Raw genomic sequence first — 13,939 nt, forward strand, 5'->3', positions numbered from 1 at the left:
AGTAACCAATTAATATTTATGATAATTATAACAAAAATTGCTTACACCTAAAGATGTGGAAAGAGAGTTTGGCATCCACCAAAAAACTCTCGCATACTGACGGCAAAAAAGCGTCGGCCCGGTATATACAAATTTTGGCAGGCACGTCTTCTATGAACGCGCCGTTTTGGAAGAATATATTGCATCCGGGTGCATCCAAACTTCGGAATCAAAATGACGACTTTCTCAGGCTGCCAGCATGTCCCCTATAATCAAGAGCTTTTCGTTTTCCTGCCCTAGGCCGTGTCGTCAAATAGTCATATGTAATATGACGACACAACCTAGGAAAAGGTAAGCGTATCTCATCGTCATGGTGATGTTCTTGTGACGCATGAGCTTTTGCAGCCCCATAAGCATGACCTTACCGGGCTGAGCCAGCCAGGATGTGAAGGTATGTCTCATGGTATGCAGGGTGACGGCGTACAGACCATCACCGTCCTTTGGGGCCAGGTTGAGCTTTTTCTGACGGCAGTCTGGAAGCAGGCGGGCGTCTTGGTGAACACTGTTTTCTTGCGGGGCTGTTGGAAGATGGGTTCCGCAGGTTTGCGTTTGTACACCTGGAGCATCCTGACCATGTCCTCCGGCACTCGGACGAAAACCCATTTGCCTCCTTTCTGGATGACATAGAAGCCGCAGGCGTTAACATCCACGTCCTTTCCGCGCAGCTTGAAAATTTCTGTGGGCCGGAGGCCGGTTCGCAGGGAAAGTAGGGCCATGTCATGCAACTGCGGATGCCTCTTTTCGAGGTTGTCCAGAAGGGCTTTGGCTTCCCCTCCGGTCAGGAAACGCAGTCTTTCATTATTGGCTTTTACCATTTTCCAAGTACCGCCCTTGGTGGACAACAGGTTGACTCCGCTCCACATTCCGGTGGCGACAGCACGGTTTATGGCGGAACGCATGAACGAAAAGATGTTGTTCAGGGTCTACCCGGCCAGAGTTTTCCGTTTCCGCGTCTTGGTGTTGGACTTTCCTGCGGCTTTTTTGGGCTTTGTATTCCCGGTGGGTGTCTTCAGGAGCTGCGCCTTGAGGCTGGAAAGCAAATTCGGAGTCAGTTCGACAACGGGCAGAGCGTGAATTTTGTTCTTGAGGTGGGCGTTATGACTGTAGTGCCGGTCAACGTATTTCCCTTCACTTCTGCCCCATGCAAGATAGGCATCCACCAAGTCCCCGATGGTAACTTTATCCCGCTCAATGGGGTTGACGCCAGTGATATCAAATTAGGCAAGGAACTTTGCCCGCTCCTTTCTGGCAGTTAGCCGGACGGATGCCCTTGCTGTGCCTGCCGACAGTTTTCCAGTGCCCCTTACCCTCGTGGTCTGCGTATCAGAAGCAGTAGATTTTGTCATACTCTCCAGTGTGCGGATCGCTTTTGGCGAACTGACGGAAGAAGACGCTCTCGAACCTGGTCTTTATGTATTTTCTTTCATCTTCACTATTTATATTAGTATGTTAGATGATACAGCGAAAGAAGGCAAAATGCTTATCCAAAATAGATTTTCAGGATAAAAATATTTACGATAATATATTAAATTTAATAATTATTTATCTCTTTCTATTGGCAATATATGACTAAGAGAGAAACAGAGCTTTTTCACTTTTCCCGTTGGCGGGCTCCACGTCTGAGGCATTTTGTAGCTATCCGTTTGGAACTTCAAGAAGAAAAGCTTCGGCCATTTCCTGTGGCGTCCCCGTTTAAGGTATGCCAAAGGTATGCCGCTGGATAGATCCTTAAATGGTTTAAGTGGTTTGATTAAGGTTGACAGAATCGTCCAATGGTCGTATTGGTCTTACCAATTTAATAAGGAACCATCATGACCAAGACAGATCCTCTCTCCGGCCGCCCGCACCGGAGCTATCAGAAGCTCACGGAACGCCTCCGACAGTTCATGGCGGAAGGCCATTTCCGCGACGGGGACAAACTGCCCCCGGAACGCGCCCTTGCCGAGTCGTTCGGCGTTTCCCGCAGCAGCGTGCGCGAGGCCATCCGCGCCCTTGCCGCAAAGGGGCTCCTCGAAAGCAGGCAAGGGGACGGGACGTATGTCCGCGTGCCCGACATGGAGCCGCTCAAGGAGGCCATCCTTGAAGCCGTGGATTCCGAAGGCCTGATGTTCGACGAGGTGACGGAATACCGCCGCATCGTGGAGCCGGGCATTGCGGAAATCGCCGCCGTGCGCCATACCTCCGAACAGCTTGACCGCCTCAAGATCATCGCCTGCGATCAGCAGCGCCGCCTGCTCGTCGGCGAGAGCGACGGCGATCTTGACGCCAAGTTCCACCTTGCCCTCGCCGAATGCACGGGCAACAAACTGCTTATAGACACCGTCGCCCGGCTGAACCGCATCTACGCCAAGGGGCGCACCCCGGAGCTGCGGGACACGCCGTGGCGACAGTTCTCGGTTTCCTCCCACCTGCGCATCATCGACGCGCTTGAGCGGCGATCCCCGGAAGACAGCCGCAAGGCCCTCGAAGAGCATATCGATACGGTCATCCACAAACACCTTTTCGCTACCGTGAGGGACTGACATGCTGATTTCACTGGTTGTTTACTGTTTGCTCGGAGCCATCGCGGGCGTTCTGGCGGGGCTTCTCGGCGTGGGCGGGGGCATCGTCATCGTGCCCATGCTCGTCTTCGCCTTCGGCTGGCAAAACTTCCCGCCGGACGTGCTCATGCTCATGGCCCTTGGGACGTCGATGGGCAGCATCATGTTCACGTCGGTTTCCAGCTCGCTGGCCCACAGCCGCAACAAGGGCGTCCGGTGGGACGCCGTGCGGAACATCACCCCCGGCATCCTGATCGGCACGTTCTGCGGGTCGTTCCTGGCTTCCCACGTCCCGGCGCGGTTCCTCCAGCTCTTTTTCGTGGCCTTCCTCTTCTTCGTGGTCACCCAGATGCTCAGCGGCAAAAAGCCCAAGCCGTCCCGCCACCTGCCCGGCTTCGCGGGCATGAGCGCCGCGGGCGGGATCATCGGCGTGGTGTCGAGCCTCGTGGGGATCGGCGGCGGCACGCTCTCCGTGCCCTTCCTGCTCTGGAACAACCTGGACATGCGCAAGGCCATCGGCACCTCGGCGGCCATCGGCTTCCCCATCGCCCTTGCCGGGTGCTTCGGCTACATCGTGAACGGCTGGAACGCCGCGAACCTGCCGCCCTATTCCTTCGGCTACATTTACCTTCCGGGGCTGTTCGGCATCGTCATCGTCAGCATGTTCACCGCCCCGCTGGGCGCGCGCCTCGCCCAGACACTCCCGGTGCCCAAGCTCAAGAAATGCTTCGCCCTCCTGCTCATCGTCGTGGGCATCAGAATGCTGCTCAAGGCGCTGTAGACGGACGGCACCAAAAAGGCGGGGGACACCCGCCTTTTTTATGAGCGGCGCCCTTCCTTTTCCGGCCCCTCAGACGCCCGGCGTCAGGGGCCAGAGGATGAACACGGCGACCGTCCAGAAGGCGTGGGAAAGGATGCAGGGGACGAGGCTGCCGGTTTTCCAATAGAGCCAGCCCCAGAACAGCCCCGCCGTCAATGCGGCCATGACCAGCATGAAGTTCACTGAGAAAACGTGGACGCCCGCGTAAACGCACACCGCAAGGAGCCATCCAGCCTTGCCACCGAAGCGGTGCATGAACCAGCGCTGGATGAAGCCGCGCCAGAAAACCTCTTCGGCGGGGCTGGTGATGAACAGCAGCACCAGCGCCATGACGAGCGGCGAACCTTCATGGCGGATGTCGTAGATGGCCGATACCTGATGCGGCGCAAAGCGGAACAGCCAGCCGGAAAGCGTATTGCCGAGCGCGAAAACCGCATAGAGGAGCGCCGCCGAAACGAGGCCGATGAGCACGGCCCGCCCCGCCCACTCCGCCCGCTTCATGGGAACGCCCGCGAACCAAAACGAAAGCAGGGCCAGCGCCGAGGCCGCCGTGCCCATGCCGATCCAGAAATTGACCCAGTGCAGGCCGAAATTCACCCACCAGAAGAAAGCGGCCAGCGCCAGCGTGCCGCACACCTGCCCCGCCGTGGGGATGCGCGGCGTCATGCGGACAGCCCCTTGATCAGGCCCTGCGCCAGCTCAAGGCCGCGCGGCAGCAGTATCCCGGCGATGAGCAGCAGCCCGAACAGGAAATGGTGCCTCGCGGATACGCCGTCCAGCGATACAAGCTCGGCTTCGGGAAAGGGCCGGGTTCCGAGCGTCCGCAGCGTGCGCCACAGGCCCGGCGCAAGCACGAAAGGCAGCAGGCCGGACGGCGGCACGACGCCGAATGCGGCGAGGGGCAACAGGAAGCCGTATGCGCCTACGCACAGGGCCGCGTACAGGTACAAGGCTTTCCTGCGGCCCAACAGCATGGCGAGGGTCGTGATCCCGGCCTCGCGGTCGTGCGCGATGTCGCGGATGTCGTTGGCGTGCATGATGCTGGTGACGAGGCACGCAATGGGCAGGGAGGCGAGGAAGGGCCGCCAGTCGAGGGAGCCCCCCTGAATGTAGTAGGCGGGAAGCGCCATAAGCGGCCCCATGAGCAGGAACACCATCACCGGGCCGCAGGCGTGGTATTTGTAAGGCCAGAAGCCGCTGGTGTAGCCGTAGCCGCCCGCAATGCCCACAAGTCCGAAGGCGAGGATCGGCCAGCCGCAGGCGAACCCCAGCACGATGCCCACGGCAAAGGCCACGCACAAGGCGATGAGGCCGCCCCGCCGCATGGCTTCGGGGCTGATGAGGCCGAGGAGGATGGGCGATTCGCCGTGGGCGGAAGCTTCGGTATCCACGCCGCTTAGGTAGTCGCCGTAGATGTTCAGCATATTCGTGCCCGTCTGAACCGCGACGCCGCCCAGAAGCGTAAGCAGGAACAGCCCGGCATGGGCGGCATCCGAAGCCCACGCCAGAGCCGCCCCAAGCGTCAGGGGGATCACGGACGCGGTGAACGACCAAGGCCGCGTCGCCAAAAGCCACTTCTTCATGAAACTCTCCCGATGGACGATGAGCCACCCCAAAAACAGGACGGCGGGGCGGGGCTGCCCCAGCTTTTGGGGCCGCGCCATTCATTCTATCTTCTTCCTGTTATTGCAGAATGCCGCCGCAGTATACACGTTTCGCCTTGTTTTGCCACCTTTTTTGCCGTGAAGGAAAGGCTGCCGGAACCTCCCGCGCCTTTCCTCCCGCACATCCCGGCTGTCTTGGGAAAGGGGCGTTGCACCGTTCACGCCTTCCGCACAGCCCCGTTTTGGGGCCTCTCCTGGAAGGCGCGAGCTCATCGAAGGCCCACAACATCGCACAGCCCCGTTTGGGGCCTCTCCTTGGGCATCCCCGCGCGCCATCGGCCAGCTTCTGCCAGCCCTGCATACACCGTTTTGAGGCCACACAAGACATATTCCATTTTCCTTGGCCGTGCCCTAGGCCGTGTCGTTGTTTTACATGCAATTATTTGAAACTATTAAAAACAATCTTTTTATAGCTTGAAAAATAGCTAAATAATTTCAACAGATTATATCTAACTGACGACACGGCCTAGAAAACGGTTGATGCTTTTTCCTTGAAATTCCAAAGGAATAACCGGCAAAAGGCCTTGGGCATGGATTCCGCCGATGGGAAAACCGGAGAAAAAGGCTGCATGTTCACCACGCTGTAAAGATGAAACAACCACATGCCATGACAGAACCTTTTCCTTTGCTTTTCACGCCGCCGTACCGCCACGATCCACACAGGAAGACAGAGGTGTCCCCCGCCAGCCCGGCCCCTCTCTTTATAGAACCGCAGCCCGTTACAGCGGGGCCCTCTTTTTATTCGGACACGTAGCCGTCAAAGGCAGCATCCCCGGATGGGCTTACGCCCTTCCCTTATGGCGGGTTCCATGCCCGTATGCCATGTTCCGCCGGGGATGCCGTTTCCCCCGTGCGGGTTGACTCGACCGGGAAACCATGCTGAACATTTCGCAACGCCTTTCGGAGAATCCAATATGCCAATGCCCACGATGCCGTCTTTGTCCGTTGCCCGCCTGAGTTCCGTTTTCGAGGATATGGCGGGGACTGCCCTCAAAAACGCCGTAGACAGCTCCAGCAGCGTCTTCAGGACGCAGGGGATCATCGGGGACTGGACTGCCAAAAGGACATTCTGGAATGGTGTCCATTACGGCATTGAACTCACCGACGAGGGAAAAAGCATCTGTATGGATCTGCCGCTTGAGGCCATTCAAAGCGGGGGCATACGGCCGGGGGATCGCGTTGATGTCCTCGGCACCCCGGTGGTGTATCTGAAGAAATCCGTCGTCCTCTTCAAACTCCATGTCCATGCGGCCTCGGTCATTGAGGCTTCCGGGGGAGGGCGCGGCCCAGAGCCACCTCAAAATGTTGAAGGGACGATCAGCCACCTCAAGGAACTTGGCTTTAAAAGGATACCCTTCCCCAACCGGGTGACCGCCATCTCCGTGATCCATTCCAAGTCCCATGCCGCCAACGTCTTCGCCGACTTCAGGAACGAGCTTGATCTGAAAAACGTCAACGTGGAATCCCTGCCGACCTCCATGGCGGATCCGTCCGCCATAGCACGGGCGATAGATCAGGCAGGCGGCAATGTCGTCGTGCTGATACGCGGGGGTGGAGGCGACGCCGAGTTTACCACATTCCAGCACGAATACGTCGTCAAGGCCCTTGCGCGTAAAGCGGCGCACAGGATCACCGGCCTCGGCCACTCCGGCAACCTGACGTATGCGGACATCATAGCGGATTTCTGCACGACGACGCCCACCAGCGCCGGAGCCTACGTCCGGGAACAACTGATCCGTACCTACACCATGAGGCAAACGGAAAGGGAGGCCCTCGAAGAACAGGCCGCGCTCATCAAGGCACTGCGGATCGGCAAGCTGAAATGGATGTTCATCGCCCTCGCGGGGATGGCCTTGGCGGGGTATCTGGGGCTGTTCCGCTAGGTTATGTGGCACAATGGGAGGACTGCGACGGCGGCGTGCCCATGAGCTTCGGCGGAAAAGCCCAAGCTCTGGGCGGGCACCAACAGGGAGGCCCCCGAAGAACAGGCCGCGCTCATCAAGGCACTGCGGATCGGCAAACTGAAATGGATGTTCTTCGCCCTCGCGGGGATGGCCTTGGCGGGGTATCTGGGGCTGTTCCGCTAGGTTATGCGGCACGATGAGAGGGCTGCGACGGCGGCGTGCCCATGAGCTTCGGCAGAAAAGCCCAAGCTCTGGGCGGGCACCAACAGGGAGGCCCCCGAAGAACAGGCCGCGCTCATCAAGGCACTGCGGATCAGCAAGCTGAAATGGATGTTCACCGCCCTCGCGGGAATGGCCTTGGCGGGGTATCTGGGGCTCTTCCGCTAGGTTATAGGACACGACGGGAGGACTGCGACGGCGGCGTGCCCCTGAGCTTCGGCGGAAAAGCCCAAGCTCTGGGCGGGCACCAACAGGGAGGCCCCCGAAGAGCAGGCCGCGCTCATCAAGGCACTGCGGATCGGCAAGCTGAAATGGATGCTCACCGCCCTCGTGGGAATGGCTTTGGCGGGGTATCTGGGGCTCTTCCGCTAGGTTATGTGGCACGATGGGAGGGCTGCGACGGCGGCGTACCCCTGAGCTTCGGCGGAAAAGCCCAAGCTCTGGGCGGGCACCAACGTGGTACGCGACAGAGCGCCGGGGATCGGTTCCTTGCACCCTAGCTGGACGGGCAGCGTAATACGCAGCGCCGTGTCCTGCACCGGGAAGGAAGGCCCATACCTCCATCGCCGCAAAGCCTGAGGGCAACCGGAGGGATAGCATCCTCCGCCGGAGAAATGAATGCTTCACCAAACCGCTTCCAGGTCGCGCCGTCAATTAGATATAATCTATTGAAACTATTTAACCATTTTTAAGCCGCCAAAAGATTGTTCTCGATAATTTCAAATAGTTACATATAAAATGACGACACGACCTAGAGTGAACAGACGGAGAAACTCCCTGGCGGGGCCCGGCATACTTCGCCGCCACCTTGCCGCGGGGTGAGGATTGGGAAACACCCCGGAGGGGGGGATACTCTGGAAGAACAGCTCCAGATGTTCGACGCCTCATTGACCCCCCGGAGGGGAATACCCTTAGCACCGCTCAAATCATCCGCGTATGCCGCCACCCTAGCCAGTAAAGGCCGCTGCGCCCCGCCTCACTGCCGGGGTGGGCTCTCGGAGCCCCCCATTGCCGAAAAAAGGCCGCACGCACCGGCATGGCAAAAGAAAATCCCCTCTTCCCCCGGTACCGGGCGGACGGCCTAACTCCACCCTATGCGGGATTGACGCCGCCCCGGTTCCCACAAAAAACAGACGCCCCGCCATGCGCAGAGCGTCCGTTTTCGACATCGCATCGCCGGGGTTCCGCCGGGCCGTTCCCAGACCCGGCGGCTTGCTCCATCCCACAAGGGGAAGCGGAAGCCCCGGCAAACCCGATAGAGGCACCATCTCCGAACGTTGACGGAGCCTTCACTGAAAGAAAGGCGAAGGCCCCGGTTCGCCTAGAACTTGTAGCCGATGCTGAAGGTGCCCTTGAAGTTGTTTTCCTTCGCCTCGTAGCCCACGCCCCTCCACAAATCCTTATCGAGATCAAGGCGGATGTAGCCGAGCTCCACGAACAGCGAGAGGTTCTCATACAGCTTGTATTCCGTATCCAAGTTCACTTCCACGGCCTTGTCGCCCGTGGTCAGGTAGATCATGCTGTACAGGGAGTCCTGCGGGTCGGAGATCATCTTGTTCCGCACCATTTCCCTATTGTTCGTGCCCTGATAGTACACGACGCGCAGGACATGGGAGAGATCTTCCATAAACGAGATGTCCTTCACTCGGCCCATGACCGCCCATGTGCCGGAGATGCCGTAGCCCATCGTCTGGGCCGCACCGCCGTAGTTCGTGCCGTCGAAGCCGTAGGAGGTCACGTACACGTCGGGGTCGATGGAGGGCAGGCGCTCGGAACCGTTGTACGGGTTGGCGTCGTCGCCGGAGGAATACCAGAACAGCAGGCCGGGGGTGCAGGATTCCAGCTTGTATTCGGCGAGGAACGCGGCGTACCAGCCGGAACGCTTCACGTCGAAGCTCCTGCCGTCGAGCCTGCTCGTCCCCAGATCCACGCTGCCGTAGGCGGCATCAAGCGCGAAACGGAAGGGGGCGAAGGCGGTCACGTCGGCGGTGATGCCGCCGTACCATGCGCTGCCGTGATCCTTGTCGCTGGAGGCCACGATGTCCGCGAGCGCTCCCTTGCCGGCAAGGGGAAGCATGCCCTGCGTCATGGGGGAATTCAGGTCGAAGTTGCCGCCCTTGAAGCTGTCATGGCCGACAAAGGCACCCATGCCCCACGGGATCACCTTCACGCCGTCGAAGGTCAGCGGCACGGTCAGGCCGATGAAGTCCATCGCGTCGTGGGCGTCATGCTCCGCCATGTCAGGGTCGTTGTCGTTCTCGGCGCGCAGCCAGAACAGGCTCGCGGCTACGTTTTCGGTAAACTGGTTAGTGATGGTGATGCCCGCGCCGTCGGCGTCGAGGATCGGGGAGCCGATGCCGGTAAAGGTCGGCTGGACGTACGGCTGGAGGCCCATGCGAACTTTGGCGTCGGTCTGCGGGATCGCCCAGTCGACATAGCTGTAACGTACCTTGACTTCCTTGCCGTCCGTGCCGAGGGATGCGCCTTCAGCCGACTTGCCCCAGTTCTGGTGGCCGATTTCAAAGAATACCACGCCCTTCAGGGATTCCGAGGCGATCACGTCGATCTGGGTACGGATACGGCTGGCCGCCCGCATCTTGTCGTCGCCGTTGCCTTTCGCGAAGTTGCGGTCGGCGAACGACACACGGTGCTGCATCAGGCCGGACATCTTGAAGTCCGCCGCTTTCACAGCGGAAGTTGCGCCAAAAACCAAACCGGCGGCCAGCAAAAGCGTCATCAGTCTCTTCATCTTCCTCTCTCCTTTGGGGTTGAAGATACTCCGGGCGAGGGGTCCCGGCATTTCCTTTCCTCCGGGGGGTACCCCCGCATCCCTCACGTGCGGCCCGTTTCCGATGGGATCAGAACGCGGGCTTGCGGATGAGCTTCAAGAGATACATGGCGATGGGCGTCACAACGATGATGGCGGTGAAGACCCAGACGATGGGGTATCCCTCCACCGGCGCGAACGGCATGGACAGCGTGACCGGCAGGAAGGTCAGGCAAGTGAATACGTTCATGAGGCCGCCTTCCACCGCGACGGGGGTTTCATAATCCGGATCGGCGATGCGGAGCAGCAGCAGGCCCGAAGCCGCCGTCCCCGTGGCGTAGCCGAACATGATCAGGCAGCGTTCAAAGCCGAACTCAGGGGAGCGGCGGCCGAACCATACGCAAAGGATCAAGGTGATGAACGTGGCGATGATGATGGCGACGATGAAGGGCAGCAGCACTTCCTGAAGATCCTCCATTTCGATGCCGAGGAACACGGCGCAGATCATGAAGTCCACGGAGCCGCCGACCAGACGCCGGGTCGTTTCGCCGTCGATGAGGTGCAGGATGTCGACCCTGGCCATGAACTTGCGCAGCAACATGGCGAGGAACATGCCCCAGCAGAAGGTCAGGCCGAAGCCCAGCCCGGCGATGCCGGCGGGCATGTAGTTGGCGAACATGAGCCCGAAAAGATAGGCCACGCCGTAAATCGCCGCCATGAGGCCCAAATGGAAGCCGAGATTATCGATGTTGGCGGGGTGGGTGGTGCTGTGGGAACAGGGAGGGTTGTCGCCGCGATCCATAAGGCCGCGCAGGAAGTTCTGGGGCAGTTCGCCGGAACGCCCCCCGGTGCACCAGCCGCGCTTGATGCCGTAGAAAGCCAGCGGCACGCCCACGATGCCCGCCACGAGAAACCCGACGGCGGCGAAGGCCAGCCCGACGCTCAGGGCGTTCGCGGTCTGATAGGAACCCTGCCAGATGGTCGCGTAGGCCTGCGTCTGACCGGGGCCCTGCGTGAAGCCCGCGCCGAGAAGGTAGCCGTTGACGGTTTCAAACGTGCCGCCGAACAGCTCCTGCCACAGCACGAAAACGCCCTTGCCGATGAGCGCCTGCACGGAGAAAAGCAGGCCGAATACAAGCGCTATCCACAGGGCGCCGCGCATCACAACCTTGCCGCTGGCGGGCTTCTTGGTCTGGAGCAGGCCGATGCCCACGAAGCCGAAGGCGAACAAGTGGAAGGTGATCATGCTGAAAATATTCGGGGTGATGTCCTTCCAGCCGGTGGAGGTGGGCATGCCGATCAGATCAAGGTTGATCAGCACAAACCCGATGAGCCCGCCGATAAGGGAGGAAGGGAACAGCAGCTTCTGGAACAACGGCACCTTGGCGCGGATTAACGTCCCAAGCATGAGCAGCACACCGATCCAACACAAGGCACCCAGATACGGATAAAACGACGCTTCCATAAATCCCTCTCTTTGTAAGGCTGAGATCGTCAAGGCAGGGAGAACCCGCAAATGCAGGGGGGCAGGGAAATCCGGCGGGGGAGGCGGGAAGGAACGCCCCGCGCCGCCGGATTTCCGGCAAGGCTATTCCAGCGACCCGTATACGAGCTCATTGCCGACGATGGTCGCCAACACCGGGATGTCGCGGATGGCCTTTTTGTCCACGGCAAGGGGGTTGTCCCCAAGCACGACCATGTCGGCCAGCTTGCCGGGTTCGAGGCTGCCCTTGCTCGTTTCCTCGCAGGCCTGATATGCGGCCCACGAGGTTACGCTGCGCAGCGCGTCCATGACGGAAATGGTGTATTCCTCGCCAAGGACTTGCCCGCTGCTGGTGAGGCGGTTGACCGCCGACCACACGGAGAGCAGGGGATCTATGGGGGTCACGAACGTATCGTTGTGGTTGCTGAACCGGATGCCGCGCTTCAGGGCGCTGCGGAGCGGGCTGATGCGCCGGGCGCGATCCGGGCCGAGGAAGATGTCGCGGTGGCGGTCGCCCCAGAAATAGGTGTGGACGACGAAGAACGAGGGCACCACGCCGAGGCGCTTGATGCGGTCAAGCTGATCCTCGCGCACGGTCTGGCAGTGGATGATGATGTGCCGCGCGTCGGCGCGGGGGTAACGCTTCTGCGCTTCCTCGTAGGCGTCCAGAATGAGCTGGATGGCCTCGTCGCCGTTGCCGTGAATGGCGATCTGCCAGCCTTCCCGGTGCAGGGCGACGATGCGATCGATGAAGCCCTGCGGGTTTTCCTGAATGTACCCGCGCCACAGGGGGCCGTCCGGCAGATCGTAGATGATTTTGTGGTAGGGATTGCTCAGGCAGCCGGTATAGCACTGCAGGCTGCCGTCGACGAGGTGTTTGACGGCGCCGAGGCTGATCTTGCCGTCGGCGGTCAGCGGCGTACCGGAAACGTGGGAAGCGAACTGGCTGAGATCGCAGCAGCCGAGGCCGGGCAGGATCTGCACGCGGTTGCGGAGCAGGCCCTTTTCATGGGCCTTGCGGAGCTGCGCCCACTGCTTTTCTTGGGTGAACCCGTCCTGCGCGGACGTAACGCCCTTTGCGGTATAGGCATCGCAGGCGGTTGCGACGCTGCGCATCCAGTCCTCCTCGGACGGTTCGGGCAGCAGCTCGGCGACGGGGTTCATCGCCGGAGGTTCCTCAAGCACGCCGTTGGGGTTGCCGTGCGCGTCGCGGCGGATGATCCCGCCGACGGGATCGGGCGTATTCCGATCATAGCCGACCAGAGCCAGCGCCCGGCTGTTGCAGGAACACAAGTGCCCGGAAACATGGCGCAGGAGCACCGGGTGATCGGGCGTCACGTCGTCCATGTCGGACGCGAGCGGGTGGCGGCGATCCGCAAGGGCGGTGTCGTCATAACCGTATCCCAGAATCCATTCGCCCTTGGGCGTGGAGGCGGCCTTTTCCCTGAGCAGATCGCGGATTTCGGCGATGTCCTTCACCTTGCCGACGGGCGGGGAGGAAAGATCAAGCTGTGTGGCGAACATAAGCCCGGCCCAGACGAAATGGCTGTGCCCGTCGATGAAGCCGGGCAGCATAGTCCGTCCCCGCAAATCAGTGACGACGGTGTCCGGCCCCGCATGGGCCATGACTTCCTCCTCGGTCCCCACAGCGAGGACAAGGCCGCCCTCGACGGCCAGCGCGCTGGCCACGCTCCCCCGTGAATCCATCGTCAATATCGTGCCGTTCCGGTAGATCTGCGTTGCCGTACCCATAGTGATGGCTCCTCTGTTAAGCTGTTGTTCACGATTGCCCTTTTTAGAGCAAGCGGCATGCCAACGGTGAAGAGCCGGAATAAATATTTATATTGCACTTATTTTATTATTTTTTTTAAAACGACGGCAATCCGTCCGAACATAAGGGGAGAAAACGAAAGGCCCTTCAGTCCAGTTTTTTAGACGGAACGGGCCCGTTATAAAAATAACATGCTGAATAAACAGGATAAAAGGGAAAAAGAAGCCCTAGGGAAACGGTCGGCAGAGGCAAAAACGGAAATCCCCTTTTTATCAAATCACCGTAAGATAATTCTTTTTTTGAAAAAGAACCTCCCTTGCACCCACGACTCGGCAGTTTTCCAGAAAACTGGAATCATCCAAAAATAAAGACGCCGCCTTTTTCCAACGCCCCGTTATAGAATGTGGTTGTTTCATCTCCACAGCATGATGAAAATACAGCTTTTTTCTCCAGTTTGTCCGTCAGACGGCTCTACGGAGAGGCACGTTGCCGGTCATCCCTTTGGGGCTTGAAAAAAGAAAGCGTCTGCCATTTCCTGAGATACGGCCCTTTTCAATTGTCCCCTTAAGCACAAATGGATTGTCCACGATTCTGCCCAACGGCTGTGCCGAAGTGGAACAGCGCGCAGGAGCCCCCTTTTTTAGGGAAACGATCGGAGGAGGCAAAAACGGAAATCCCCTTTTTATCAACTCATCGTAAGATAATTCTTTTTTTGAAAAAGAACCTCCATTG

13 protein-coding genes are annotated in these 13,939 nt (G+C 59.4%); 5 read left to right on the forward strand and 8 right to left on the reverse strand.

The features are described 5' to 3' along the window. Positions 1–288: 288 nt before the first annotated feature. Entirely contained in the window at positions 289–441 is a 153-nt protein-coding gene (locus tag AC6I1V_RS17210; protein WP_497737281.1) for a hypothetical protein, read from the reverse strand. Continuing rightward, complete coding sequence (locus AC6I1V_RS17215) at positions 438–854, reverse strand: tyrosine-type recombinase/integrase (RefSeq protein WP_486854280.1); 417 nt, start codon at positions 852–854, stop codon at positions 438–440. Before AC6I1V_RS17215 ends, AC6I1V_RS17210 begins: the two co-directional genes overlap by 4 nt. Here AC6I1V_RS17215 and AC6I1V_RS17220 point away from each other — a divergent pair. From AC6I1V_RS17220 to AC6I1V_RS17235, 4 genes are all read left to right on the forward strand, one after another. Then, positions 759–1,295: a hypothetical protein gene (locus AC6I1V_RS17220; protein ID WP_486854281.1), complete on the forward strand. Its 537-nt coding sequence runs from the start codon at positions 759–761 to the stop codon at positions 1,293–1,295. The two genes, AC6I1V_RS17215 and AC6I1V_RS17220, sit on opposite strands and share 96 nt — an antisense overlap. 19 nt (positions 1,296–1,314) lie before the next feature. Next, positions 1,315–1,545, forward strand: coding sequence for an ASCH domain-containing protein (locus tag AC6I1V_RS17225; protein WP_302553624.1), 231 nt, complete (start codon positions 1,315–1,317; stop codon positions 1,543–1,545). Between the two features lie 305 nt (positions 1,546–1,850). Beyond that, a complete protein-coding gene (locus AC6I1V_RS17230; protein ID WP_302553625.1) occupies positions 1,851–2,561 on the forward strand; it encodes a FadR/GntR family transcriptional regulator in 711 nt (236 codons plus the stop codon). Between the two features lies 1 nt (position 2,562). Further along, positions 2,563–3,360 carry a sulfite exporter TauE/SafE family protein gene (locus AC6I1V_RS17235; protein WP_308771698.1) on the forward strand — a complete coding sequence of 266 codons (798 nt, stop codon included), beginning with the start codon at positions 2,563–2,565 and terminating at the stop codon, positions 3,358–3,360. A 69-nt stretch (positions 3,361–3,429) separates the two neighbouring features. Here AC6I1V_RS17235 and AC6I1V_RS17240 read toward each other — a convergent pair whose 3' ends face one another. Together AC6I1V_RS17240 and menA are read right to left on the reverse strand one after the other, a co-directional pair. Next, the gene (locus AC6I1V_RS17240; protein ID WP_486854276.1) at positions 3,430–4,065 is read right to left on the reverse strand and encodes a CPBP family intramembrane glutamic endopeptidase; all 636 of its coding nucleotides are present in this window, start codon (positions 4,063–4,065) and stop codon (positions 3,430–3,432) included. Further along, positions 4,062–5,063, reverse strand: coding sequence for a 1,4-dihydroxy-2-naphthoate octaprenyltransferase (gene menA / locus AC6I1V_RS17245; protein ID WP_486854277.1), 1,002 nt, complete (start codon positions 5,061–5,063; stop codon positions 4,062–4,064). The genes AC6I1V_RS17240 and menA overlap by 4 nt, the downstream gene beginning before the upstream one ends. Before the next feature lie 914 nt (positions 5,064–5,977). Between menA and AC6I1V_RS17250 the strand changes: the two genes are divergently transcribed. Then, positions 5,978–6,946, forward strand: a complete 969-nt coding sequence (locus AC6I1V_RS17250) for an exodeoxyribonuclease VII large subunit (RefSeq protein WP_486854278.1) — start codon at positions 5,978–5,980, stop codon at positions 6,944–6,946. Positions 6,947–7,554: 608 nt separating this feature from the next. Here AC6I1V_RS17250 and AC6I1V_RS17255 read toward each other — a convergent pair. From AC6I1V_RS17255 to AC6I1V_RS17270, 4 genes are all read right to left on the reverse strand, one after another. Then, positions 7,555–7,725, reverse strand: coding sequence for a hypothetical protein (locus AC6I1V_RS17255; RefSeq protein WP_486854633.1), 171 nt, complete (start codon positions 7,723–7,725; stop codon positions 7,555–7,557). A gap of 782 nt (positions 7,726–8,507) precedes the next feature. After that, the gene (locus AC6I1V_RS17260) at positions 8,508–9,935 is read right to left on the reverse strand and encodes an outer membrane homotrimeric porin (RefSeq protein WP_486854634.1); all 1,428 of its coding nucleotides are present in this window, start codon (positions 9,933–9,935) and stop codon (positions 8,508–8,510) included. 109 nt (positions 9,936–10,044) lie between these two features. Continuing rightward, positions 10,045–11,418 carry a sodium/glutamate symporter gene (locus AC6I1V_RS17265; RefSeq protein WP_486854635.1) on the reverse strand — a complete coding sequence of 458 codons (1,374 nt, stop codon included), beginning with the start codon at positions 11,416–11,418 and terminating at the stop codon, positions 10,045–10,047. A 123-nt stretch (positions 11,419–11,541) separates the two neighbouring features. Continuing rightward, a complete protein-coding gene (locus tag AC6I1V_RS17270; protein ID WP_337430929.1) occupies positions 11,542–13,188 on the reverse strand; it encodes an amidohydrolase in 1,647 nt (548 codons plus the stop codon). Positions 13,189–13,939: the final 751 nt, after the last annotated feature.

The organism is Bilophila sp. T19-St14 (genome assembly GCF_059728385.1).

Excerpts from the sequence above, each read along its gene's own strand:
- menA (WP_486854277.1), bottom strand. The coding sequence starts at position 5,063 with ATGGCGCGGCCCCAAAAGCTGGGGCAGCCCCGCCCCGCCGTCCTGTTT.
- AC6I1V_RS17235 (WP_308771698.1), top strand. The coding sequence starts at position 2,563 with ATGCTGATTTCACTGGTTGTTTACTGTTTGCTCGGAGCCATCGCGGGC.
- AC6I1V_RS17250 (WP_486854278.1), top strand. The coding sequence starts at position 5,978 with ATGCCAATGCCCACGATGCCGTCTTTGTCCGTTGCCCGCCTGAGTTCC.
- AC6I1V_RS17230 (WP_302553625.1), top strand. The coding sequence starts at position 1,851 with ATGACCAAGACAGATCCTCTCTCCGGCCGCCCGCACCGGAGCTATCAG.
- AC6I1V_RS17215 (WP_486854280.1), bottom strand. The coding sequence starts at position 854 with ATGGTAAAAGCCAATAATGAAAGACTGCGTTTCCTGACCGGAGGGGAA.
- AC6I1V_RS17260 (WP_486854634.1), bottom strand. The coding sequence starts at position 9,935 with ATGAAGAGACTGATGACGCTTTTGCTGGCCGCCGGTTTGGTTTTTGGC.
- AC6I1V_RS17265 (WP_486854635.1), bottom strand. The coding sequence starts at position 11,418 with ATGGAAGCGTCGTTTTATCCGTATCTGGGTGCCTTGTGTTGGATCGGT.
- AC6I1V_RS17220 (WP_486854281.1), top strand. The coding sequence starts at position 759 with ATGCAACTGCGGATGCCTCTTTTCGAGGTTGTCCAGAAGGGCTTTGGC.
- AC6I1V_RS17240 (WP_486854276.1), bottom strand. The coding sequence starts at position 4,065 with ATGACGCCGCGCATCCCCACGGCGGGGCAGGTGTGCGGCACGCTGGCG.
- AC6I1V_RS17210 (WP_497737281.1), bottom strand. The coding sequence starts at position 441 with ATGAGACATACCTTCACATCCTGGCTGGCTCAGCCCGGTAAGGTCATG.
- AC6I1V_RS17270 (WP_337430929.1), bottom strand. The coding sequence starts at position 13,188 with ATGGGTACGGCAACGCAGATCTACCGGAACGGCACGATATTGACGATG.